Source organism: Rhodoferax sediminis (assembly GCF_006970865.1).
GTDB lineage: Bacteria > Pseudomonadota > Gammaproteobacteria > Burkholderiales > Burkholderiaceae_C > Rhodoferax_A > Rhodoferax_A sediminis.
Map to the genome: position 1 here is coordinate 3602057 of NZ_CP035503.1, position 22269 is coordinate 3624325.

Sequence of the window (22269 nt, forward strand, 5' to 3'; positions counted from 1 at the left end):
TGGTGAGGCTGGCGTTAGGCATCAGCTACAACGGACAGGCCTACGAGGGCTGGCAAAGCCAGCTCTCGGGCCGTACGGTTCAGGACAAGCTCGAGACCGCTCTCGCTCGCTTCACCCAGACGCCCGTCTCCACACTGTGCGCGGGGCGCACCGATGCCGGTGTGCACGGCCTGATGCAGGTGGTGCATTTCGACACTACATTGCAGCGTGAAGCCTTCTCGTGGGTGCGCGGCACCAACACCTACCTGCCCCCGGACATCGCGGTGCAATGGGCACACGAGGTGCCCGACGCGTTCCATTGCCGCGCCAGTGCTATCGCCCGGCGCTACGCTTACGTGCTGCTTGAGTCGCCGGTTCGGCCCAGCGTGGAGGCGGGACGCGTCGGCTGGACCATGTATCCGCTCGATGGGGATGCGATGCGCCTGGCGGCCCGGCAGCTGGTGGGCGAGCATGACTTCACGTCGTTCCGGGCCTCGGCCTGCCAGGCCAGATCGCCCGTTAAAATCATGAACAGCATCGAGATTCAGCGGCGCGGCACGACTCAAGCCGCGTACTGGCGCTTTGAATTCGAAGCCAATGCGTTCTTGCACCACATGATCCGCAACATCATGGGCTGCCTGGTCGCAATCGGCCAGGGCCGGCAGCCACCCGACTGGATGCAGACCGTGCTGGCCGCGCGCGACCGCGATGCCGCCGCCCCCACCTTCTCGCCCGATGGGTTGTATTTTCTGGGGCCGGTGTACGAAGACCGCTGGGGCCTGCCGGCCCGTGCGGCTGCGTATGATTGGCTTCCATGACCACCCAACAGCGCTCCACACGATCCAGCTTCGGCGACGTCGGGCCGCCCCAAGGCGCGAAGGCCCCCTCGGGGGCAGCGCAGCACACGCAGTGGCAAGCGTGGGGGCTCAGCGCACCAGGATCAAGATCTGCGGCCTGACGCGTGAGCAGGACGTGGATGCGGCCGTGGCCGCCGGGGCCGACGCCGTGGGCTTTGTGCTATACCCGCCCAGCCCGCGTTATGTCACGCCCGCGCGCGCGCTGGAGCTGGCCCGGCGCCTGCCGCCGTTTGTCACGCCCGTACTGCTTTTCGTCAACGAGAGTGCTGCGAAAATAATAGCGACCTGCCAAGATATACCGGGGGCTACAGTTCAATTTCATGGTGAAGAAACGCCCGGGGACTGCGACCGCATCGCGCGCCCCTACCTCCGTGCCGCGCGGATTCCGCTGGGCGCAGCGGCGGCAGGCTTTGACCTCGTAAAATACGCCCAAGATTATTCAAACGCCCAGGCCATCCTGCTCGACGCCCATGTCGACGGCTATGGCGGCGGCGGCAAGGCATTCAATTGGTCACTTTTGCCTCCAAGCGTCAACGCTCACCTCGTCTTGAGTGGTGGGTTGAATGCTGCCAACGTGATCGATGGCATCTTGCAGGTCAGGCCGCGTTGCAGGACGCTGGCCGTTGATGTGAGTTCCGGCGTCGAGATCCACAAGGGGATCAAGAGCGCGGAGAAAATCAACCAGTTCGTTGCCGCCGTGCGCGCGGCCGACGAACAATTTGCAAAGTCAAACCATGTTCCAGTACCAGCAACCTGACCCGACGGGCCACTTCGGGATCTACGGCGGCAGTTTCGTGAGCGAGACGCTGACGCACGCCATCAACGAGCTCAAAGACGCCTACGCGAAGTACCAGCACGACCCCGCCTTCATCGACGAATTCAAATACGAACTCGTGCACTACGTCGGCCGGCCCTCGCCGATTTACCACGCCGCGCGCACCAGCCGCGAGTTGAAAGGTGCGCAGATCTATCTCAAGCGCGAGGACCTGAACCACACCGGCGCGCACAAGATCAACAACGTGATCGGGCAGGCCATGCTGGCGCGCCGCATGGGCAAGCCGCGCATCATCGCCGAAACCGGCGCCGGCCAGCACGGCGTGGCCACCGCCACCATCTGCGCGCGCTATGGGCTCGAATGCGTGGTCTACATGGGCTCCGAAGACGTCAAGCGCCAAAGCCCGAACGTGTACCGCATGAACCTGCTGGGCGCCACCGTGGTGCCGGTCGAATCGGGCAGCAAAACGCTGAAAGACGCACTGAACGAAGCCATGCGCGACTGGGTCGCCAACGTGGACAACACCTTCTACATCATCGGCACGGTGGCCGGGCCGCACCCCTACCCGACCATGGTGCGCGACTTCCAGAGCGTGATCGGCGAGGAATGCCTGACGCAGATGCCCGAGATGACGGGCGGCAGGCAGCCCGATGTGGTGGTTGCCTGCGTGGGCGGTGGCAGCAACGCGATGGGCATCTTCTACCCCTATATTGCGCACGAAGCCACGCGCCTGATCGGCGTCGAGGCCGCCGGCGAAGGGCTGGACTCTGGCCGCCATTCGGCCTCGATCCTGCGCGGCAGCCCCGGCGTGCTGCACGGCAACCGCACCTACCTGCTGCAGAACGAGGACGGCCAGGTGACAGAAACACACAGCATCAGCGCCGGCCTGGACTACCCCGGCGTCGGCCCCGAACATGCCTACCTGGCCGACATCGGGCGTGCCGAGTACGTCGGCATCACCGACGCCGAAGCGCTGGCAGCCTTCCACTACCTGTGCCGCACCGAAGGCATCATCCCGGCCCTCGAATCGAGCCACGCCGTGGCTTACGCCATGAAACTCGCGAAAACCATGCGCCCGGACCAGACCATCCTGGTCAACCTCTCGGGTCGCGGCGACAAGGACATCGGCACGGTAGCCGATCTGGCAGGTGTGGACTTCTACGACCGGCCGTCGATGCGCGGCCTGCAGGTGAAAGGAGGCAAGACATGAACAGCCCCCACGTTCATCACTTCGTGTATTCACTGCCCCCCGAGGGGGCACGCGCCGCCCTAGAGACGGCTCGTCGGGAGGCGCCATGAGCCGCATTGCCGCCACCTTCGCGGCCCTCAGGAAGGATGGGCGCCGCGCGCTCATCCCCTACGTCACGGCCGGTTTCCCCTACGCCGACATCACGCCGGAGCTGATGCACGGCATGGTGGCCGCCGGCGCCGACGTGATCGAGCTGGGCGTGCCCTTCTCCGACCCGATGGCCGACGGCCCGGTGATCCAGAAAGCCGGCGAAGCGGCGCTCGCGTCAGGCGTCGGCATGAAGCAGGTGCTGGCCATGGTTGGCGCCTTTCGCGAGAAAGACACGACCACGCCCGTGGTGCTGATGGGCTACGCCAATCCGGTCGAGCACTACGGCCTGGTGCACGGCCCCGACGCCTTCATCCGCGACGCTGCGGCCGCGGGCGTCGATGGTTTGCTGATCGTCGACTATCCGCCCGAGGAGTGCGAGGACTTCGCGGCCCGGCTGCGCAGCGCCGGCATCGACCTGATCTTCCTGCTGGCACCGACCTCTACCTCCGAGCGCATGGCGCAGGTCGCGCGTATCGCCAGCGGCTACGTCTACTACGTCTCGCTCAAGGGCGTGACGGGTGCAGGCCACCTGGACACCGAAGCGGTCGGGCGCATGATCCCGCGCATCCGAGAGCATGTGGGCATTCCGGTCGGCGTGGGCTTCGGCATCCGCGACGCGCGCACGGCGCAAGCCATCGGCTCGGCCGCCGATGCGGTGGTGATCGGCACGAAGATCATCCAGTTGATCGATGGCCAGCCGCGCGAGCAGGTCGTGCCGGTGGTGCGCGCATTCCTGGCCGGCATCCGCGAGGCGCTCGACGCCCTGCCCGCCGCCACGGCCAAGAATGCCGCTGGCCGATAATCCCACCCACAGGAGCATTGAATCCATGAGTTGGCTAGAAAAACTTCTTCCCCCCAAAATCCAGCAAACCGACCCGGCGGACCGCCGTAGCGTGCCCGAAGGCCTGTGGGTCAAGTGCCCAAGCTGCGAAACGGTGCTGTACAAGACCGATCTGGAGCAGAACCAGAACGTGTGCCCGAGTTGCGGCCACCACCACCGCATCGGTGCGCGCGCGCGGCTCAATGTATTTCTCGACCCGGAAGGCCGCTACGAGATCGGGCAGGAGGTGCTTCCCGTGGACGCGCTCAAGTTCAAGGACAGCCGCAAATACCCCGAGCGCCTGAAAGAAGCGCTGGAAAACACCGGCGAGACCGATGCGCTGGTGGTCATGGGCGGCGCGGTGCACAGCATCAGCGTGGTGGTGGCGTGCTTCGAATTTGACTTCATGGGCGGCAGCATGGGCAGCGTGGTGGGCGAGCGCTTTGTGCGCGGCGTGCACGCGGCGATCGAACAAAAGGTGCCCTTCATCTGCTTTACCGCCACCGGCGGCGCCCGCATGCAGGAAGGCTTGCTGAGCCTGATGCAGATGGCCAAGACGAATGCCTCCTTGACCCGTCTGGCCAAGAAAGGCCTGCCCTATATCAGCGTGCTGACCGACCCGACCATGGGCGGCGTCAGCGCCGGCTTTGCCTTCTTGGGCGATGTGGTGATGGCCGAGCCCAAGGCGCTGATCGGTTTTGCCGGCCCGCGCGTGATCGAGTCCACGGTGCGCGTGACCCTGCCCGAAGGCTTTCAGCGCGCCGAATTCCTGCAGCAAAAAGGCGCGATCGACCTCATTTGCGACCGCCGCGAGCTGCGCAAGACCATTGCCAGCACGCTGGCCATGCTGCTGCGCCAGTCGGCGGACGCGGTGGCTTGACGGCAGCGGCTCAGTGCAGCACCACCGCCTGGATAGTCCACCACACCATCGACGCCACCTGCAGCAGCACCAGCAGCACCAGCGGTGACAGGTCGATCCCCCCGACCAGCGGAACGATACGCCGGATCGGACGCAATAGCGGCTCGCACAAACGCTCGATCACATGGAACAGCGGTGAGCCGCCGGTTTGCACCCAGGACATCACGGCATACACGATCAACAGGCCCGTCAGCCCCGAAATCACCAGCCGTACCAGGCCAAAGGCGGCCAGTACCGGCAGAAAAATCAGCGCACTCTCGGCGCCGGCCAGCAGCCACAGCACGATGTACTGTGCCAGCACCAGCAGGAAAGCGCCCGCCAGACTCGCCAGATCCCAGCGCCCCGCCGCGGGCACGATGCGCCGCAGCGGCAGCACCAGCCAGTCGGTCAGCGCAAACACAAAGCGCCCCACCGGATTGCCAAAGGGCACGCGCTGGTACTGCATGTACAGGCGCAGCAGGCAGGCGCCGCCCAGCAGGCCGATGGTCACGTCGAGCAGGAAGGAGATGATTTGGTAAGGCATGGGTACAAGTCGATCAGGTCATGGGATGATAGCGGCCAGAAGTGACTTATCGATGTAGCGATGCTCCCTGCGCTCACCCTCTCCTCTTTGCCGCTGTTTCCGCTGGGCACCGTTCTTTTCCCCGGCGGGGTACTGCCACTGCGTATTTTCGAGGTGCGCTATCTCGACATGATCGGCAAATGCCACCGGGCCGGCGCTCCTTTTGGCATCGTCAGCCTGACGCAGGGCCCGGAAGTGCAGGTGCCGGGCGCCCACGAGGCCTTCTCCGACGTGGGCACCCTGGCCACCATCACCGAGCTGGCGGCACCGCAAGCGGGGTTGCTGCAAATCCGCTGTACCGGCGCCCAGCGCTTTCGAATCAGCCGCAGCGAGCGGCTCAAGCACGGATTGTGGGTCGCCGAAGTGCAGCGGATCGACGACGACATGGCGGTGCCCGTACCCGACGACCTGCAGGGCACGGCGGACGCGCTGCGCCAACTGATCCACGCGCTGCAGCTGCGCGAGCCCGCGCCGGCGCAAATGCCGCTGCAGGAACCGTGGCAGCTCGACGAGTGCGGCTGGGTCGCCAATCGCTGGTGCGAACTGCTGCCGCTGCCGTTAGAACTCAAGCAGCGCCTGATGGCGCTGGAGAACCCGCTGGTGCGACTGGAACTGGTGAGCGACCTGCTGGCGCGGGCCGGCATCCCGCACTGATTCCGGGCCGCACACGCCAAAAACTTAAAATACGTGGTTTTGGCGAAAAGTTCTTCGCGAACGCAGCCTTCACTGCGGCATTTCCATAGCGGCCCTCATTCATGTCTGACCACAAAAACCATTCGGCGCCCGTCGCCGCGCCCGACGAAAACCTGCTGATCCTGGAGCGCCGCGAAAAACTCAAGGCCATCCGCCAGCGTCAGCGCGAGGGCAAGGGCGTCGCCTTCCCCAATGACTTCAAGCCGACCGACCATGCTGCCACGCTGTTTACCGCGCACGATGGGAAAAGCACCGAAGAGCTGGCAGCACTGGGCATCCCCGCCAAGATCGCCGGGCGCATGATGCTCAAGCGCGTGATGGGCAAGGCCAGCTTTGCGACGCTGCAGGACGGCAGCGGGCGCATCCAGATCTACGTCACGCGCGATGCCGTCGGCGAAGAGCTGTACACCCGCTTCAAGCATTGGGATCTGGGCGACATCGTGGCCGCCGAGGGCCAGGTCTTCAAGACCAAGACCGGCGAGCTATCGATCCACGCCAGCAACGTGCGCCTGCTCACCAAGAGCCTGCGCCCCATGCCCGACAAGTTCCACGGCATGGCCGACCAGGAAACCAAGTACCGCCAGCGCTATGTGGACCTGATGACCGACGAGTCGGCGCGCGAGCGCTTCAAGGCACGCAGCCGCGCCGTCAGCGCGATCCGCGACTTTATGGTGGAGAACGATTTTCTGGAGGTCGAGACGCCCATGCTGCACCCCATTCCCGGGGGCGCCAACGCCAAACCGTTCAAGACGCACCACAACGCGCTGGATCAGGAAATGTTCCTGCGCATCGCGCCCGAGCTGTACCTCAAGCGCCTGATCGTGGGCGGCTTCGAGCGCGTGTTCGAGATCAACCGCAGCTACCGCAACGAAGGCATCTCGGTGCGCCACAACCCCGAGTTCACCATGATGGAGTTCTACGCTGCGTACTGGAACTACCTGGATCTGATGAGTTTTACCGAAGCCATCATCCGCAATGTGGCGCAGAAGACCCTGGGCACGCTGCAGCTCCAGTACGGCGGCAAACCGGTGGATCTGTCGCAGCCGTTCGAGCGGCTGACCATCGTCGAAGCCATTCTCAAACACACCGACGCCGGCGCCCATGTGGACGACGCCGCCTGGCTGACCAATGCGCTCAAAAAGCTGGGCCTGTCGGAGGGGAAAAACAAACTATCGAGCCGCTCGCTGCCCAGCCTGCAGGTGCTGTACTTCGAAGAGACCGTGGAAGAAAAGCTCTGGCAGCCGACCTTCATCATGGAGCACCCGACCGAGATTTCACCGCTGGCGCGCGCCAACGACGAACGTCCTGAAGTCACCGAGCGCTTCGAGCTCTACATCACCGGGCGCGAATTCGGCAATGGCTTTTCCGAGCTCAACGACGCCGAGGACCAGGCGGCGCGCTTCCAGGCGCAGGTGGCGGCCAAGGACGGCGGCGACGACGAAGCCATGTTCTACGACCACGACTTCGTGCGCGCCCTCGAATACGGCATGCCGCCCACGGGCGGCTGCGGCATCGGCATCGACCGCCTGATGATGCTGCTGACCGACAGCCCCAGCATCCGCGACGTGATTTTATTCCCGGCCTTGCGACGGGAATCCTGAGACGCCGGCCTTGCGCCGGGAAGTGTCGGGCCAGCGAATTCTCCGGATCAGCCGGACGTCACAGACGAGGCGCCATTTCTGGCCTCCTGCACCGGCACCCGAAGGTCATCCAGATAGTCGCGCGCGATATTCACGGTGTCCATCACCCCGAGCGACTTGTAGCGCTTGCCGAGCCACTGTCGGGTGCAACTGATGCCGAGGTCGCGCAAGGCAAGGATCAGCTTGCCGTCCATCGATGACTTGCTGGACGCGTCGTACGCTTCCAGCGCTTCGCCGCCGTCGATGCGGTGCATCAGCACATCCTTGTAGCGCGCGGGATCGAGCTTGCCCTCGGCCAGCAGGCGCTTGACGAAGGCGATGGCGCGCATCTCGGCGATCAGGGCGCCGTTGAAGGTGATCTCGCTGGTCCGGTCCATGATTTCGGCGGCGGTGGTGGGCAGCTTGTCGCGCTTGATCGGGTTGAGTTGCACCAGCAACACGTCGCGGCTCTGGCATTGGTAGATCAGGGGGTGGATCGCGGGGTTGCCCGAGTAGCCGCCGTCCCAATAGTGGTGACCCTCGATCTCGACCGCCTGGAACACCATGGGCAGGCAGGCCGAGGCCATGACCGCACGGGCGGTCAGCCGCTTGCCCGAAAACACCTCGGCCTTGCCGGTCTGCACGCAGGTGGCCACCGCGAACACCCGGGTGCCCTTGTGCGCCGCCAGCCGCTCGAAATCGATCTGGCTCTCCAGGAATTTCATCAAGGGATTGATATCGAACGGATTGCTCTGGTAGGGCGACACCGAGCCCGCCCAGAAGCTGGTCATGGCATCGGTCCAGAGTTGGGCGGGGGAGTTGCCGCCGATCGAGCTGCCCAGCCCGCCAAATAGCAGATCGAACGGCGCACGCTGCGCTTGCGAAATGGACGACGACACGGCGCCCATGTCGACGATGCCGTTCCAGAAGCGGGCCAGCGCGGCACGCGCGGCCTCACGCGGGTCGGCACCGGGCTTGTCGGCGGCTTGGGCCAGACCCTGCGCCAGCGCCACCGCATTCATGGCGCCCGCGCTGGTGCCGCTGATGCCCTCGATCTCGATGCGGCCATCTTCCAGCAGCGCATCGAGCACGCCCCAGGTGAAGGCGCCGTGGGAGCCACCGCCCTGCAGGGCCAGATTGATGCGGCGGGAGTCGGATGTATGGGTCGGGTTCATGCCCCAAGGGTAGCAAGATTCGAAGACGGTAGCCCTGGCGGACGTGACGGACAATAGGCCCTTCCACCCCATGCAAAACCTGAAATACCTGTCGGGCTACCCGGACGACGTCAAAGCGCAGGTGCACCGGCTCGTCCAGCAAAGCCGCCTGGGCGAACTGCTGCTCAAAAAATACCGCACGCCCGCGCACGGCGTGCGCACCGACAGGGCGCTGTACGACTACGTGATGGCGCTCAAGAACGACTTCCTGCGCAGCTCCGATCCCCTGAGCAAGGTCGCCTTCGACAGCAAGCTGCACGTCATCCAGAACGCCCTGGGCACGCACAGCACCGTGTCACGGGTGCAGGGCGGCAAGCTCAAGTCCAAGCGCGAAATCCGTGTCGCCACCCTGTTCAGGGACGCGCCGGCCGGGTTCCTGAAGATGATCGCGGTGCACGAGCTGGCGCACATCAAGGAAAAGCAGCACGACAAGGCCTTCTACCAGCTCTGCACCCACATGGAACCCGACTACCACCAGCTGGAGTTCGACCTGCGCCTGTACCTGACGCACCTCGATCTGGTGGGTCCGCTGGCGTGGCCCGGGGCGGCCGGCGCCGAGGCGTCAGGGCAGTAAATCCAGCGCGTGCATGTAGGCTGGCTGCACCATCAGCGCGTCCCAGGCCAGCGGTGGTGCGAGCGGCAGCAACGCGCGCCGGCGCTCTTCGCTGGCCTCCATCGGATGCCACTGCCCGCGCAGCTGCGCGACGACCAGGCCGTCCAGCAGGGCGTCCACCTCTTTGCCGTCGCCCACACTCTGGTTGCACAGCAACACCAAGTCGCAGCCCGCGGCGAGTGCCGCCACGGCCGCCTCGGTGTAGCTCACGGGCCGGCCATCGAGCAGGCGCGCCCCGGCCATGCTGAGGTCGTCGCTGAAAATCGCGCCGCCAAAACCCAGGCGGCCGCGCAGAATGTCGCCCAGCCACTTGGACGAGAAACCGGCCGGCCGGGCATCGACCTTGGGGTAGATCACGTGGGCCGGCATGACGCTGGACAGCGTGGTACTGAGCCACTGGTACGGCGCCGCATCGTCGGCCAGGATGGCCTTGAGGCTGCGCCGGTCCACGGGCACGTCGGTGTGCGAGTCGGCCCGCACGAAACCATGGCCCGGGAAGTGTTTGCCGCAATTGGCCATGCCGCTTTGCAAGAGGCCGTGCATCAGGCTCTTGGCCAGCAGCGCCACCACGCGCGGATCGCGCCCAAAGGCGCGGTCGCCAATGACGCTGCTGGCGCCAAAATCCAGATCCAGCACCGGGGTAAAGCTGAAGTCCACGCCGCAGGCGCGCAACTCGGCGCCGAGCACGTAGCCGCAGGCGGTGGCTGCGTTGGTGGCCTGCAGCGGCTGCGTCAGCCACAGCTCGCCCAGCGCGCGCATCGGCGGCAGATGGGTGAAGCCATCGGTCCTGAAGCGCTGCACGCGCCCGCCCTCGTGGTCCACGCAGATCAGCAGGTCCTGGCGGATCTTCTTGATATCGCGGCACAAGGCCGTGAGCTGCGCGCGGTCTTGCCAGTTGCGCGCGAACAGGATGATGCCGCCGGTCAAGGAATGCTTGAGGCGGCGGCGGTCGGCTTTGCTCAGCGTCAGGCCGGCGATGTCGATGATGAGGGGGGCGTGCTGGGACATGGAAGGTATTTGGTCAAAAATGGATTGCTACTATTTTAATAGCTATATGCGAAGCACCCATATAGGTCACAGGCACTTTTTCTATATTTTTTCAACCACGCAAAAGCTCGCCGCGTAATCGGTCTCGTCGGTCACGCTGACGTGCGCGCTCAGGCCCTGCGATTCAAACCAGGTTTTCAGGCCGCCGTGCAGCACGATGCAGGGCTTGCCGCTGGCAAGTTTGCCCACCTCGCACAGCCGCCAGCTCATCGGCAGGCGCATGCCCAGACCAATCGCCTTGCTGAAGGCCTCCTTGGCCGAAAAGCGGGTCGCCAGGTAGCGGATGCCGCGCTCGGGCCAGCGTGCGCTGCGCGCCGTCCAGGTGGCGAACTCGACGTCGCTGAGGATTTTTTGCGCAAAGCGTTCGCCGTGGCGTTCCACGCTGGCGCGGATGCGGCGCACGTCGCAGATGTCGGTGCCGATGCCGTAAATCACGCGCGCCTCATGCGAAGGCCTGGTCGATACAGCGCAGGTACTCCTTTACCGTGGCGGCATAGCCCAGCTCCAGCGCGTCGGCCATCAGCGCATGGCCGATCGAGACTTCGCGCACGCCGGGCACCTGCTTCAAAAAGGCGGCGAGGTTGTCGCGGTTCAGGTCGTGGCCGGCGTTGATTTCCAGGCCCGCGTCAATCGCGGCCTGCGCGGTGCGTGTGAACCGCTGCAGCTGCGCGGCTTGCCCGGGCGTGCCCCACGCCGCGGCATAGGGCTCGGTGTACAGCTCCACACGATCGGCGCCCACGGCCTTCGCGGCCGCCATGGCTTGTGGCTCGGCGTCCATGAACAGGCTGACGCGCGCGCCCAGCGCATGGGCCTCGGCGATCAGCGGGCGCAGCCGCTCGCCGTCGCGCGTCAAATCCCAGCCGTGGTCGCTGGTCGGCTGGTCCTCGGAGTCCGGCACAAAGGTGCACTGCTGCGGCCGCTGCGCGCGCACGAAGCCCATCAGGTTCTGAAACGGGTTGCCTTCGATGTTGAATTCGCGATCCGGCCAGGCTTTCAGCAGCTCGGCCAGCTCCTGCACGTCATGCGGCCGGATATGCCGCTCATCGGGCCGCGGATGCACCGTGATGCCCTGCGCTCCGGCCTGCAGGCACAGCAGGGCCGCGCGCGTGACGCTGGGAAAACCCAGGTTGCGCCGGTTGCGCACCTGCGCCACGAGATTGACATTGACCGACAGCGCCGTTTTGTTCATAGCGATTGGATATCCAGCATCATCTGCCGCGTTTTGAGGGTGGCGACACCGCAATGGTAGTGCAGCAGCGTGCGCAATTGGGGCTTGAGCTCGGCCATCACCTCGGCGCAGGCACGCAGCGTGGCGGTAAACGGCGCCTCGTTGTCCAGCGAATGCTGCAGCGCGGCCCACTGCGCGCCGCTCAGGCTGGCCCGGTCCTGTGCATGGCTCTGGCGCAGGCCGCCCTCCGGCACCAGCACGTAGCGGGTGTCGGCCTGCAGCGCGCCGAGCGTCATGGTTTGCGCATCGAGCAGCGGCAGCAGGCCGATCTCGCGCAGCAGCAGCAGCTCGAAGGCGCGCAGCGCGGGTTGCAGGGCCTCGCCATGCTCGGACGCCAGCACCTGCACCACGGAGCAATAGCTGTCGAACAGCCGCTGGTGCGGATCGTCGCGGGCCAGCAGGCGCAGCAGCAGCTCGTTGAGGTAGTAGCCCGACAGGAGCGCGTCGCCGGTGGGCATCACATGGCCGCCGACCCATTCCGCGCCCTTGAGGGTGTGAATTTCGGCGTCGCCGCCCGCCCCGAGCGAATACGTGACGCGCAGCGGCTGCAGCGGCAGCAGCACCGGGCGAAAGCTGGAGCTGGGCCGTTTGGCCCCCTTGGCCACCAGCGCGACCCGGCCCTGCTGGCGCGTGAACACTTCGAGAATCAGGCTCGACTCGCTCCAGTCGTAGCGGTGCAGCACATAGGCCGGCTCGTCGGAGATGCGTTTAGCCGCCACACCTACTCATAGCCAAAAGAGCGCACGCGCGCCTCGTCATCGGCCCAGCCCGAGCGCACCTTGACCCAGAGCTCGAGAAACACCTTGGCTTCCATCAGTTTTTCCAGCTCCTGGCGCGCCTCGGTGCCGATGCGCTTGAGGCGCTCGCCCTTCTCGCCAATCACCATGGCCTTGTGGCCTTCGCGCTCGACCACGATGGTGGCCGCGATCTTGACCAGCCGGCTGTGGTTCTTGCCCATTTCCTCCTCGAACTTGTCGATGATGACCGTGGAGGTGTAGGGCAGCTCGTCGCCGGTGAAGCGGAACAGCTTTTCGCGCACGGTCTCGGAGGCCAGGAACTTCTCGCTGCGGTCGGTGAGTTCGTCCTCGGCGTACATCCAGGGCTGCTCGGGCAGGTATTTCTCGCAGATGCCGAACAGCCGCTCGACATCCTTGGGGCTCTTGGCCGACATCGGCACGAACTCGGTGAACGGGTGGCGCTCCTGCATGCTCTTGAGCCAGGGCGCGATTTCGGCGCGGCGGTGGATGTTGTCGAGCTTGTTGGCGATCAACAGGGTCGGGATGTCTTGTTTGAGCAGCGACAGCACCTTGGCATCGGCCAGCGTGAAGCTGCCGGCCTCGACCACGAACAGGATCAGGTCCACATCGCTGACCGCGCCCAGCACGGTCTTGTTGAGCGACTTGTTCAGCGCCGTGTTGTGCCGCGTCTGGAAACCCGGCGTATCGGCGAACACGAACTGCGTGGCGCCGCGCGTGCGGATGCCCGTGATGCGGTGGCGCGTGGTTTGCGCCTTGTTCGAGGTGATGCTGATCTTCTGGCCCACCAGCGCGTTGAGCAGCGTGGACTTGCCCACATTGGGCTTGCCCACGATGGCGATCAGGCCGCAGTGCTGACCCGCTGCGCCGGCACTGGCTACACCCAGGTTTTTAGACTCAATTGAGCCTGTAGCCCCCGTGGGTTCTTCACTGGAAGCTACAGTTTTCGTAGCATTGTTCATTTGATCTTCGCTTTCAGGTGGGTCAGCATCGCCGCCGCCGCGGCCTGTTCACCGGCGCGCCTCGAGCCGCCAATGCCACGCTCGGTGGCGCCCAGTTCGGTGATTTCGCATTCCACGTCAAACGTCTGCTTATGGGCCGCGCCCAGGGTGCCCACCACGCGGTAGCTTGGCAGCTTCATCTTGCGCCCCTGCAGCCATTCCTGCAACTCGGTCTTGGGGTCCTTGCCGATGGCCTGCATCGTGGGGTTGATCTCGACCGCCTGGAACAGGCGGTGTACCAGTGCCTCGGCCGTGCCGTAGCCCGCATCCAGGTAGACGGCCCCGATCAGGGCCTCGAGCACATCGGCCAGGATCGAGGGGCGCTTTTGGCCGCCGGAGCGGGCCTCACCCTCCCCGAGACGGATCACACTGGACAGGCCCAGTTCCAGCGCCAGCCGGTGCAACGTGTCCTGCTTGACCAGGTTGGCGCGGATGCGCGACAGATCGCCCTCGGGCAGGTCACGCAGCCTGTCGTACAGCAGGCTGGAAACCGCCAGGCTCAGAACGGAGTCGCCCAGAAATTCGAGACGCTCGTTATGGTCGGAAGAAAAGCTGCGGTGCGTGACGGCACGCTCAAGCAAGCGGGAATCGGAAAAGCTGTGCTGCAAGCGTGCTTGCAGGCTGGCGAGGCCGCCCGTCACGCTTACTTGGAGCGCCCGCTGTATTTCAGCAGCAGGTACGCGGGGCCGACCATGTGGATTTCCTTGTTGTAGGCAAAGTTGACGACCACCTTGTCGCCGTCCTTGGTAACGTCCAGGTCTTTTCCAGTGATGGCGGTGATGTAGTCAATGTCGGCGGCCTTGTCAAAAATCGTGCGCACTTCGACGACCGAATTGCCCTCGCGGGCCGCCTTGTCGACGGCTTTGGAGATCGACTGGTATTCGATGACGGTGGGCGCGACCTGTGCCAGCATCACGCCGATACAGGCCAGGATGCCACCGAAGAAAATCAACCCGATGAAGGAAAGACCGCGCTGCCTCGATTTGAATTGACGTTGCATACCCTGCCTTTTAAACCACTATTAATTGAACGAGCCAATGCGCTTGAGGTCGCCGAAGTTCATCCAGACGAAGAACGCCTTGCCGACAATGTTGTTATCGGGCACGAACCCCCAGTAGCGCGAATCGAGTGAATTATCGCGGTTGTCACCCATCATGAAATACTGGCCTGGCGGCACCTTGCAAACGACGCCCTCGATACTGTAGCGGCAATTCTGGCGGTTGGGGAAATCTTCCACGCCAGGCACAAAGGCCGGCCGGTCGTCATCGTTGAGCAGCCGGTGCGTATGCGTGCCCAGCACTTCCTGGTACTGCTTGTAATAGCGCATCGCATCATCGTCAAAAAATTCGGGCAAGGCCGTGGTGACCACTGGCTTGCCGTTGATGGTGAGCCGCTTGTTGAGATAGGCCACCTCGTCGCCCGGCAGGCCCACCACGCGCTTGATGTAGTCCAGGCTCGGCTGCGGCGGGTAGCGAAACACCATCACGTCGCCGCGCTGGGGCGGACTGCCTTCGGTAATTTTGGTGTTGAGCACCGGCAGGCGGATGCCGTAGATAAATTTGTTGACCAGGATCAGGTCGCCCACCCGCAGCGTGGGAATCATCGAGCCCGACGGGATCTTGAACGGCTCGAACAGAAACGAGCGCAGCAGGAACACGGCGGCGATCACCGGGAACAAACCCGCGGTCCAGTCCAGCCACCAGGGCTGCATGATGATCCGGCTCCTGGCCTGGGCGATGTCGCCATCGACCTTGTCGATGCCCATTTTGGCGAGTTCGCTGCGGCGCTGGGTCGCCTGCACCTCGAGTGCGACAGCGGCTTTTTTGCGCTGGGGCAAAAAGTAAAACCGCTCGGCCAGCCAGTACAGGCCGGTGACCACGGTCGCCATGAACAGCAGCAAGGCGAAGTTGCCCTCGAACGCGCCGAAGTACCAGGCACCGGCATAGGCGGCAAAGGCCGCCAGAATCAGGGAGGTCAGGATTTGCATCAGTCCTCCACCTGCAAAATGGCCAGAAAGGCTTCCTGGGGGACTTCGACCGATCCAATCTGCTTCATGCGCTTCTTGCCTGCTTTTTGTTTTTCAAGGAGTTTGCGTTTGCGCGAAATATCGCCGCCATAACACTTGGCGAGCACGTTCTTGCGCAGCGCCTTGATTGTCTCACGCGCAATGATGTTGCTCCCGATGGCCGCCTGGATGGCGACGTCGTACATCTGGCGCGAGATGATCTCGCGCATCTTGGCCACCACGGCGCGGCCGCGGTACTGCGACTGGGAACGGTGCACGATGATGGACAGCGCGTCGACCTTCTCGCCGTTGAGCAAGATATCGACCTTGACCACGTCCGCCGCGCGGTACTCCTTGAACTCGTAGTCCATCGAGGCGTAGCCCCGGCTCACTGACTTGAGCTTGTCGAAGAAGTCGAGCACGATCTCGCCCAGCGGCAGTTCGTAGGTCAGCATCACCTGGCGCCCGTGGTACGCCATGTTCATCTGCACGCCGCGCTTCTGGTTGGCCAGCGTCATGACCGCGCCCACGTATTCCTGCGGCATGTACAGGTGCACCGTGACAATCGGCTCGCGGATTTCTTCCATGCGCCCCTGGTCCGGCATCTTCGCGGGGTTCTCCACCATCACGATTTCGCCATCGGCCTTGACGACCTGGTACACCACGCTCGGCGCCGTGGTGATCAGATCCTGATCGAACTCGCGCTCGAGCCGCTCCTGCACGATCTCCATGTGCAGCAGGCCCAGAAAACCGCAGCGAAAACCGAAGCCCAGCGCCTGCGAGACTTCGGGCTCGTAGTACAGCGAGGAGTCGTTCAGCTTGAGCTTTTCCAGGCTGTCGCGCAATCCTTCGTACTGGTTCGCCTCGGTCGGATACAGCCCGGCAAACACCTGCGGCTGGATTTCCTTGAAGCCGGGCAGCGCCTCGGTCGCGGTGAAGGCCGCGCCGCCGGTGCCGGGCCGGATCAATGTGATGGTGTCACCCACCTTGGCGGCCTGCAATTCGCGAATGCCGGCGATGATGTAGCCCACCTCGCCCGCCTCCAGTGCCGCGCGCGTCTCGTTGGCGGGCGTGAAGACGCCCAGGCTGTCGGCGTTGTACATGGCACCGGTAGCCATCATCTTGATACGCTCGCCTCTAGCCAGCCGGCCATCGACCACACGCACCAGCATCACCACGCCGACGTAGCTGTCGAACCAGCTGTCGATGATCATGGCGCGCAGCGGGCCCGCCGGATTGCCCCTGGGCGGCGGAATTCTGGCCACCACGGCCTCGAGGATTTCGTCGATGCCCATGCCGGTCTTGGCCGAACACGGAATCGCGTCGGTCGCGTCGATGCCGATCACGTCCTCAATCTCTGCTCGGGCGTTGTCGGGATCGGCGTTCGGCAAATCCATCTTGTTGAGCACCGGCACCACTTCGACGCCGAGATCGAGCGCGGTGTAGCAGTTGGCCACCGTCTGCGCCTCGACACCTTGCGATGCATCGACCACGAGCAACGCACCTTCGCAGGCGGAGAGCGAGCGGCTCACTTCATAAGAGAAGTCGACGTGGCCCGGTGTGTCGATCAAATTGAGGTTGTAGATCTGTCCATCGAGTGCCTTGTAATGCAGCGCAGCGGTCTGCGCCTTGATGGTTATCCCACGCTCTTTTTCGATGTCCATCGAGTCGAGCACCTGCGCCTGCATCTCGCGATCGGCAAGACCACCGCAGCGCTGAATCAAGCGGTCTGCGAGTGTCGACTTGCCGTGATCAATGTGCGCAATGATCGAAAAATTTCTGATGTGATTCATCAACGAAGAGCTTCAAGTGATTGAATTGAATGGGGTACGGAAATAAAAAAGGGCGCGTCGAGTTGTGACGCGCCCTGAACCAACAATCTATGGCAACTGCGATTAGTTGGAGCTTCATTGTAGGCAAAAAGTCCGGCGCGTACAGGCCCGACACCCGCCAAATCGGGTCGTTGCAACCTAACAACAAGAATTTTATTCACAGCTTATCAACAATTACCGTGGGTAAGACTCTGGACAACTTGTGGGTGATCTGTGGACCGACGGTGCACAGCCTGACTTCATCCCGCATCGTGGGTTTAGGCATTTTCAATATGTCGCTAATCACTGCTTTAGGCTGCAGATTCTATCCAAATTTGTAATTAACCCTTTTAGAAGTTAGTGATTACAAACAATAATCGACCCCGCAGCTTCAAAAAAATATTTTTTGCAGGCAGTCGTTTTAAGTCCACCACCCCCAAAAAACCCCAAACCCGAGTCCGGGCTGGGGCTTTACGAGCCCCCACATTTGCCACTGCGTGGCTGCATTGCATTGCCCCTCAAGGGGGCCAACCTGCTCGGGGCGGCCTTTCGCTGCGTTTGGAGATGGCCCCGGCCCGATCAACGCGCCTGCCGGATCAGGGCGTATTGCGCCCAGTCCCCACGGCGGAACAGCACATTCACCGGCTTGCTCTTGTCGGCCTTGGTGACGGCCGCGTCGAATTCCCTGACGTTGCTGACCGGCGTGTTGGCAACGGCCATAATCACATCGCCTTCACGCAGGCCCGCGCGCTGTGCTGCGTCGGTCACTGCGTCGACCTTCACGCCGCCCTTGAGCTTGAGCTCTTTTTTCTGCTCCGCCGACAGGTCACTGACCGACAGGCCCAGCGACTGCGCGGCGCTGGCGGCCTTCGGTTTTTCATTGCGGGCGGTGGTCTTGACGGTCTTGTCGGGTTCGATCTCCGCGATGGTGATAGCCAGATCCTTGGAGGCGCCGCGGCGGAACACCGTGAGTAGGCTGCGCGTGCCGGGCTTGGTGTTGCCCACCAGGCGCGGCAGGTCGGTCGCCTTGTCGATCGCCTTGCCGTCGAAGCGCGTGATGACGTCGCCCGGCTGCACGCCCGCCTTGTCGGCCGGCGAGCCGCTCTCGACGCCGCGCACCAGCGCCCCCACCGGCTTGCCCAGCCCGATCGACTCGGCCACGTCCTTGGTGACCTCGTCGATCTGCACGCCGATGCGCCCGCGCGACACGCGCCCGGTGGCACGCAGCTGGTCGCTCACGCGAATGGCCTCGTCCACGGGGATCGCAAACGAAATCCCCATGAAGCCGCCCGAGCGCGAGTAGATCTGGCTGTTGATGCCCACCACTTCGCCGCGCATATTGATCAGGGGGCCGCCCGAGTTGCCCGGGTTGATGGCCACGTCGGTCTGGATGAACGGCAGGTAGTCGCCGGTGTCGCGCTGCTTGGCGCTCACGATGCCGGCAGTCACGGTGTTTTCCAGGCCGAACGGCGAGCCGATCGCCATCACCCACTCGCCGACCTTGAGCTTGCCCACGTCGCCGATTTTCACGGCCGGCAGGCCGGTGGCGTCAATCTTCACCACGGCGATATCGCTGCGCTTGTCGGCGCCAATAATCTTGGCCTTGAACTCGCGCTTGTCGGTCAGCGTCACCATGACTTCGTCGGCGCCATCGACCACGTGCGCATTGGTCATGATGTAGCCGTCCGTGGTGAGGATGAAGCCGGAGGCAACGCCGCGCGGCTGCTCTTCTTCCGGTTGCGAGCGGTTCGGGCGCGGCGGTGACTGGCGCGGCGCGCCGGGCAGCGGCACGCCAAAAAAGCGCCGGAAGAATTCCTGCATGTCGGCGTCTGGATTGCTGCCCGCGTCGGCGTCGGCCGGCGCTTTCTCCAGCGTGCGGATGTTCACTACCGACGGCCCCACCTGCTCCACCAGATCGGTGAAGTCGGGCAGCGTGCGCGTTTGCGCCGCCACGGGCCCGGTCGGCACCAGGGCAGCCGTGCCGGCCGCCAGCGCGAGCGCCCCGGCAGCCGCGAACGAGCCCGCCCTGACACGCATTTTTTTCCAGTCGATATGAAGCATTACCGGCCTTTCATTGAAATAAGTCCATCGAGTCGGGGTCTATTTTGTACGCTCAAGATTCTGCGCGAACACCCTGAGCGTGGGCAGCGGCACTTCGCCCACCACCGTGATCCACCAGTCACCCGACCGGTCGCTCAAATGCCGCGTCAGCATCTGGGTGGCGCCCATGGTCAGATGAACTTCCTGCGTATGACGTTTGGGGTCATAGGCTTCGACAAAGAGGGAAACCGACGCCAGCCCATCCGAAAACACCCACTGCAGGGTATTGTCGGAGGCGTCGTGGGCGCCGCCTTCTGCGGCCATCGGACGCTTGTAGCAGTTCATCGGCTTGAATCCGGCCACCGGGCTTTTCAGGGCCCAGCCCTCGGCCGCCGCGGTGGTCTTGACCAGTTCTGTGGCGACGACCTTGTAGCCCGCGGTATCGCCCATCATCTGGGCCAGGGCGCTCATCTTGACCGGTGCATCAATTTGCAGATCGGAAAAGGCGGCCTGTTCGAGCACCCGGCCATCGGTGTCGAGCGTTTGCAGCTTGACCACCAGGCCGGACTTCTTTTCGCTCCAGATGCGATAGCCAAAGCGCAGCTTGTCTTTGGGCTTGAGTTGCACCACGCTGGCGTCGAAACCGGCCACGCGGCCACTGCCGGCCTGCTGCGCGGTGTAAAACTCGTCAATCGCCGAGTTGCTGGACTTGAGCAGGTTGGGAAACAGCCCGAGCGACTCGCGCCGCTCGGTTTTGACGACCCGCGCCTGCGGGAAAAACGTGACGACCTGGTCGTTGTGCCGGAAGGTGGAGCGCGGCACGCCGGTCAACGCCTCGACGCGCTCCATCTGCTGATCGCCTTCGCACACGTGCCAGATGCGTGCGCTGGACAGGTTGCCCGACGAAGAAGACACCACGAACGTGCCGGTGTAGGCGCGCTTGCGCGAAGCCTCGTGCATGCGCATCAGCCAATCGCCCACGCTGCGATCGGCCAATGGGCTGTCAGGCTGGGCCGCGGGCGCGACGGCCGCAGGCGTCTGCGCAGCTACTAGATTCATAGCGCCCAGCGCAGACAGCACAAGGGCGTAACGCCAAAAAGGCTTGAAAATCATGACGAGAGCTTTCTCACACAGGCACCCACGCCCCTAACGGGCCTGCCCCTCGAAAGTGGCATTGCGCAGAAATCCGGCCGGCATCTGCAGCGCCGAGGTCCCGCCGAACTGCTCATGGGCCGCCAGAAAGGCATCCAGGCGCGGGTCGCGGATCATGACGGGTGAGTCGCTGTCGGCAACGGCCACGGCGGGCTGCGCTGCCTGCGGCTGCACGGGCACCACCGCCTGAGCCAGTTGGGGCCGGCGGGCCGGCTGGCCCGATCCGGCGAGCCCGTTCCAGCTGATGGCCGCCACGGCGGCCAGCGAAGCAAAGCCAGCGACCAGCTTCCAGCGCAAGCTGGACTCGTTGGCCGCCCGCCTTTTATCACCGCTTTGGTCGCCAGTTCCCGCGAAATATGCACTGGCTGCCATAGCTCCCATACCGTTCCTGGACGGCACCTGGATCTGCTCCTGCTGCAGGCGGGTCTTCAGCCGCGCGATGAAGGCGACGTCCTGGCGGCAGGCGGCCAGCTCGCCGGAGCGCAGCACATCGCCCACCACGTGGTAGGCGTGCCAGGTGGCCAGCGCCTGCGCGTTGGCGCTGACGGATTCCACCGCGCGGGCGAATTCTTCGCCACGCAGCTGCCCATCTGCGAGGGCGGAAATCGCTTCGTGTTCATTCACCATGTCATTCATGTTTGTCACCTGCCAGCCTGTCACCATCCACCATGAAAGGAATCACCACCGCTTGCCCGTCTGGTTTTCCAGCAGGGGCCGGACCTTGGCCGATATTGCCTCGCGGGCCCGGAAAATACGCGAGCGCACGGTGCCTATCGGGCAATTCATCGCGTCAGCAATCTCTTCGTAACTTAGCCCTTCGATCTCGCGCAGCGTCACGGCCTGGCGCAAATCCTCGGGCAACGCCTGCATGGCGGCGTTCACAACGGCCGCAATCTCTTTGGCGGCCAGTACGGTTTCCGGTGTCTCTTGGCTAGTTAGTTCGTGCCCGGCCTGGGAAGTTTCATCGTCCTCGTCGGGCACCCTGAAGGCGTTCTCGGAGATCACCGGGTTGCGCTTCATGTCGAGCAGGGACTTCTTGGCGGTGTTCACCGCGATGCGGTACAGCCAGGTGTAGAACTGCGCCTCGCCCCGGAACTGGTGCAGCGCGCGGTAGGCCCGGATGAAGGTTTCCTGCGCAATGTCCTCCACCAGGTCGACGTCGCGCACCATGCGCCCGATCAGGCGCTCGATGCGGCGCTGGTACTTGATCACCAGCAGCTCGAATGCCCGCTGGTCGCCGGCCACGGTGCGTTCGACCAGCAGCAGATCGCTGTCGGCGGGCGCCGGCGCTGCGGCAGGCAGGATCGGCGCAGAGGTGGAGGGTGGAATCTTGGCGCTCATCGGTTCACGGTCTCAGCCGGGCAACGGCGCTCGCGCCTCGTCGGCCGCGGCTCTGGCGCGCGAATATACCGCACGGCGCAGATCGTCCCAGCGCGCCGGCTCACGACGCTGCTCCAGCCACAGCCAGCGCCGCCCACAGCCAGCGCCGCGCAGATGTATCAGCAGGCACCGCTGCAAGTCCAGATGCACCGTCAACAGTCCCGCGACCTGTTCGCCGCCCGCCCCTCGCGCCAGCCAGCACCAGCCCACGCCATCCCATTGCAATTCGCCAAGAGGCGATGCCAGCCAGCCAGCCAGCGCGACACCGGCGCCGGCCAGCACGCAGGCCACGGCCAGCCACTGGCGCCAACCCACGCTGTCCGCCTGGGCACACCATGCGCCCGTGAGGAGCGCGCCCCCCAGCCAGGCCAGGCCCAGGGCCAGGGCCCAGACGCGCGAACGCCCCACCGGATAGGAGACCGATGGGGCACTGTGCATCAGGTGATTCTGGAAAATTCAG

General features: G+C 64.3%; 24 protein-coding genes. 8 read left to right on the plus strand and 16 right to left on the minus strand.

Annotated features, from left to right (window positions below):
• Positions 1–2: 2 nt before the first annotated feature.
• The 5 genes from truA (at position 3) to accD (ending at position 4650) form a co-directional block, all read left to right on the plus strand.
• The gene (gene truA, locus EUB48_RS17390) at positions 3–797 is read left to right on the plus strand and encodes a tRNA pseudouridine(38-40) synthase TruA (RefSeq protein WP_142820295.1); all 795 of its coding nucleotides are present in this window, start codon (positions 3–5) and stop codon (positions 795–797) included.
• Positions 781–1593: a phosphoribosylanthranilate isomerase gene (locus EUB48_RS17395; protein ID WP_142820296.1), complete on the plus strand. Its 813-nt coding sequence runs from the start codon at positions 781–783 to the stop codon at positions 1591–1593. The genes truA and EUB48_RS17395 overlap by 17 nt, the downstream gene beginning before the upstream one ends.
• The gene (gene trpB, locus EUB48_RS17400) at positions 1571–2821 is read left to right on the plus strand and encodes a tryptophan synthase subunit beta (RefSeq protein WP_142820297.1); all 1251 of its coding nucleotides are present in this window, start codon (positions 1571–1573) and stop codon (positions 2819–2821) included. The genes EUB48_RS17395 and trpB overlap by 23 nt, the downstream gene beginning before the upstream one ends.
• A gap of 85 nt (positions 2822–2906) precedes the next feature.
• Positions 2907–3752, plus strand: coding sequence for a tryptophan synthase subunit alpha (gene trpA / locus EUB48_RS17405; RefSeq protein ID WP_142820298.1), 846 nt, complete (start codon positions 2907–2909; stop codon positions 3750–3752).
• A gap of 25 nt (positions 3753–3777) precedes the next feature.
• Entirely contained in the window at positions 3778–4650 is an 873-nt protein-coding gene (accD, locus tag EUB48_RS17410; RefSeq protein WP_142820299.1) for an acetyl-CoA carboxylase, carboxyltransferase subunit beta, read from the plus strand.
• A 10-nt stretch (positions 4651–4660) separates the two neighbouring features.
• Here accD and EUB48_RS17415 read toward each other — a convergent pair whose 3' ends face one another.
• Positions 4661–5212 (minus strand): YggT family protein, encoded by a 552-nt coding sequence (locus EUB48_RS17415; RefSeq protein ID WP_142820300.1) that lies wholly within the window; start codon positions 5210–5212, stop codon positions 4661–4663.
• 60 nt (positions 5213–5272) lie between these two features.
• Here EUB48_RS17415 and EUB48_RS17420 point away from each other — a divergent pair, with 60 nt between their 5' ends.
• Both EUB48_RS17420 and lysS read left to right on the plus strand, forming a co-directional pair.
• Positions 5273–5905 (plus strand): LON peptidase substrate-binding domain-containing protein, encoded by a 633-nt coding sequence (locus EUB48_RS17420; RefSeq protein WP_142820301.1) that lies wholly within the window; start codon positions 5273–5275, stop codon positions 5903–5905.
• Positions 5906–6006: 101 nt separating this feature from the next.
• Complete coding sequence (lysS, locus tag EUB48_RS17425) at positions 6007–7545, plus strand: lysine--tRNA ligase (protein ID WP_142820302.1); 1539 nt, start codon at positions 6007–6009, stop codon at positions 7543–7545.
• 47 nt (positions 7546–7592) lie between these two features.
• On the opposite strand, the gene EUB48_RS17430 is transcribed toward lysS, so the two are convergent.
• Entirely contained in the window at positions 7593–8738 is a 1146-nt protein-coding gene (locus EUB48_RS17430; RefSeq protein ID WP_142820303.1) for a patatin-like phospholipase family protein, read from the minus strand.
• Positions 8739–8808: 70 nt separating this feature from the next.
• Here EUB48_RS17430 and EUB48_RS17435 point away from each other — a divergent pair, with 70 nt between their 5' ends.
• The gene (locus EUB48_RS17435) at positions 8809–9351 is read left to right on the plus strand and encodes a YgjP-like metallopeptidase domain-containing protein (protein ID WP_142820304.1); all 543 of its coding nucleotides are present in this window, start codon (positions 8809–8811) and stop codon (positions 9349–9351) included.
• On the opposite strand, the gene nagZ is transcribed toward EUB48_RS17435, so the two are convergent.
• The 14 genes from nagZ to EUB48_RS17505 form a co-directional block, all read right to left on the minus strand.
• Positions 9340–10398, minus strand: a complete 1059-nt coding sequence (gene nagZ / locus EUB48_RS17440) for a beta-N-acetylhexosaminidase (protein ID WP_142820305.1) — start codon at positions 10396–10398, stop codon at positions 9340–9342. The genes EUB48_RS17435 and nagZ overlap by 12 nt on opposite strands.
• A gap of 81 nt (positions 10399–10479) precedes the next feature.
• Complete coding sequence (gene acpS / locus EUB48_RS17445) at positions 10480–10872, minus strand: holo-ACP synthase (protein WP_142820306.1); 393 nt, start codon at positions 10870–10872, stop codon at positions 10480–10482.
• A gap of 7 nt (positions 10873–10879) precedes the next feature.
• Positions 10880–11626: a pyridoxine 5'-phosphate synthase gene (locus tag EUB48_RS17450; RefSeq protein ID WP_142820307.1), complete on the minus strand. Its 747-nt coding sequence runs from the start codon at positions 11624–11626 to the stop codon at positions 10880–10882.
• Positions 11623–12384: a DNA repair protein RecO gene (gene recO / locus EUB48_RS17455; protein ID WP_142820308.1), complete on the minus strand. Its 762-nt coding sequence runs from the start codon at positions 12382–12384 to the stop codon at positions 11623–11625. The genes EUB48_RS17450 and recO overlap by 4 nt, the downstream gene beginning before the upstream one ends.
• A 2-nt stretch (positions 12385–12386) precedes the next feature.
• A complete protein-coding gene (gene era, locus EUB48_RS17460) occupies positions 12387–13382 on the minus strand; it encodes a GTPase Era (RefSeq protein ID WP_142820309.1) in 996 nt (331 codons plus the stop codon).
• Positions 13379–14062: a ribonuclease III gene (rnc, locus tag EUB48_RS17465; protein WP_142820310.1), complete on the minus strand. Its 684-nt coding sequence runs from the start codon at positions 14060–14062 to the stop codon at positions 13379–13381. Before rnc ends, era begins: the two co-directional genes overlap by 4 nt.
• Before the next feature lie 2 nt (positions 14063–14064).
• Entirely contained in the window at positions 14065–14421 is a 357-nt protein-coding gene (locus EUB48_RS17470) for a DUF4845 domain-containing protein (protein WP_077562588.1), read from the minus strand.
• Between the two features lie 21 nt (positions 14422–14442).
• Positions 14443–15408 carry a signal peptidase I gene (gene lepB / locus EUB48_RS17475; RefSeq protein ID WP_142820311.1) on the minus strand — a complete coding sequence of 322 codons (966 nt, stop codon included), beginning with the start codon at positions 15406–15408 and terminating at the stop codon, positions 14443–14445.
• Entirely contained in the window at positions 15408–17219 is a 1812-nt protein-coding gene (gene lepA / locus EUB48_RS17480; RefSeq protein ID WP_142820312.1) for a translation elongation factor 4, read from the minus strand. The genes lepB and lepA overlap by 1 nt, the downstream gene beginning before the upstream one ends.
• Positions 17220–17816: 597 nt before the next feature.
• Positions 17817–19298 carry a DegQ family serine endoprotease gene (locus EUB48_RS17485; protein ID WP_142820313.1) on the minus strand — a complete coding sequence of 494 codons (1482 nt, stop codon included), beginning with the start codon at positions 19296–19298 and terminating at the stop codon, positions 17817–17819.
• Between the two features lie 39 nt (positions 19299–19337).
• Positions 19338–20336 (minus strand): MucB/RseB C-terminal domain-containing protein, encoded by a 999-nt coding sequence (locus EUB48_RS17490; RefSeq protein ID WP_244618256.1) that lies wholly within the window; start codon positions 20334–20336, stop codon positions 19338–19340.
• Positions 20337–20423: 87 nt separating this feature from the next.
• On the minus strand, positions 20424–21065 hold the full coding sequence (locus EUB48_RS17495; RefSeq protein WP_142820315.1) for a sigma-E factor negative regulatory protein: 642 nt from the start codon (positions 21063–21065) through the stop codon (positions 20424–20426).
• 42 nt (positions 21066–21107) lie between these two features.
• Entirely contained in the window at positions 21108–21770 is a 663-nt protein-coding gene (gene rpoE / locus EUB48_RS17500) for an RNA polymerase sigma factor RpoE (protein WP_142820316.1), read from the minus strand.
• 12 nt (positions 21771–21782) lie between these two features.
• Complete coding sequence (locus EUB48_RS17505) at positions 21783–22247, minus strand: hypothetical protein (protein ID WP_142820317.1); 465 nt, start codon at positions 22245–22247, stop codon at positions 21783–21785.
• Between the last annotated feature and the right edge of the window lie 22 nt (positions 22248–22269).

Coding starts and splice junctions, on each gene's coding strand:
- EUB48_RS17395 (WP_142820296.1), top strand. CDS start 781: ATGATTGGCTTCCATGACCACCCAACAGCGCTCCACACGATCCAGCTT.
- trpB (WP_142820297.1), top strand. CDS start 1,571: ATGTTCCAGTACCAGCAACCTGACCCGACGGGCCACTTCGGGATCTAC.
- trpA (WP_142820298.1), top strand. CDS start 2,907: ATGAGCCGCATTGCCGCCACCTTCGCGGCCCTCAGGAAGGATGGGCGC.
- accD (WP_142820299.1), top strand. CDS start 3,778: ATGAGTTGGCTAGAAAAACTTCTTCCCCCCAAAATCCAGCAAACCGAC.
- EUB48_RS17415 (WP_142820300.1), bottom strand. CDS start 5,212: ATGCCTTACCAAATCATCTCCTTCCTGCTCGACGTGACCATCGGCCTG.
- EUB48_RS17420 (WP_142820301.1), top strand. CDS start 5,273: ATGCTCCCTGCGCTCACCCTCTCCTCTTTGCCGCTGTTTCCGCTGGGC.
- lysS (WP_142820302.1), top strand. CDS start 6,007: ATGTCTGACCACAAAAACCATTCGGCGCCCGTCGCCGCGCCCGACGAA.
- EUB48_RS17430 (WP_142820303.1), bottom strand. CDS start 8,738: ATGAACCCGACCCATACATCCGACTCCCGCCGCATCAATCTGGCCCTG.
- EUB48_RS17435 (WP_142820304.1), top strand. CDS start 8,809: ATGCAAAACCTGAAATACCTGTCGGGCTACCCGGACGACGTCAAAGCG.
- nagZ (WP_142820305.1), bottom strand. CDS start 10,398: ATGTCCCAGCACGCCCCCCTCATCATCGACATCGCCGGCCTGACGCTG.
- EUB48_RS17450 (WP_142820307.1), bottom strand. CDS start 11,626: ATGAACAAAACGGCGCTGTCGGTCAATGTCAATCTCGTGGCGCAGGTG.
- era (WP_142820309.1), bottom strand. CDS start 13,382: ATGAACAATGCTACGAAAACTGTAGCTTCCAGTGAAGAACCCACGGGG.
- EUB48_RS17470 (WP_077562588.1), bottom strand. CDS start 14,421: ATGCAACGTCAATTCAAATCGAGGCAGCGCGGTCTTTCCTTCATCGGG.
- lepB (WP_142820311.1), bottom strand. CDS start 15,408: ATGCAAATCCTGACCTCCCTGATTCTGGCGGCCTTTGCCGCCTATGCC.
- lepA (WP_142820312.1), bottom strand. CDS start 17,219: ATGAATCACATCAGAAATTTTTCGATCATTGCGCACATTGATCACGGC.
- EUB48_RS17485 (WP_142820313.1), bottom strand. CDS start 19,298: ATGCTTCATATCGACTGGAAAAAAATGCGTGTCAGGGCGGGCTCGTTC.
- EUB48_RS17490 (WP_244618256.1), bottom strand. CDS start 20,336: ATGAATCTAGTAGCTGCGCAGACGCCTGCGGCCGTCGCGCCCGCGGCC.
- EUB48_RS17495 (WP_142820315.1), bottom strand. CDS start 21,065: ATGAATGACATGGTGAATGAACACGAAGCGATTTCCGCCCTCGCAGAT.
- rpoE (WP_142820316.1), bottom strand. CDS start 21,770: ATGAGCGCCAAGATTCCACCCTCCACCTCTGCGCCGATCCTGCCTGCC.
- EUB48_RS17505 (WP_142820317.1), bottom strand. CDS start 22,247: ATGCACAGTGCCCCATCGGTCTCCTATCCGGTGGGGCGTTCGCGCGTC.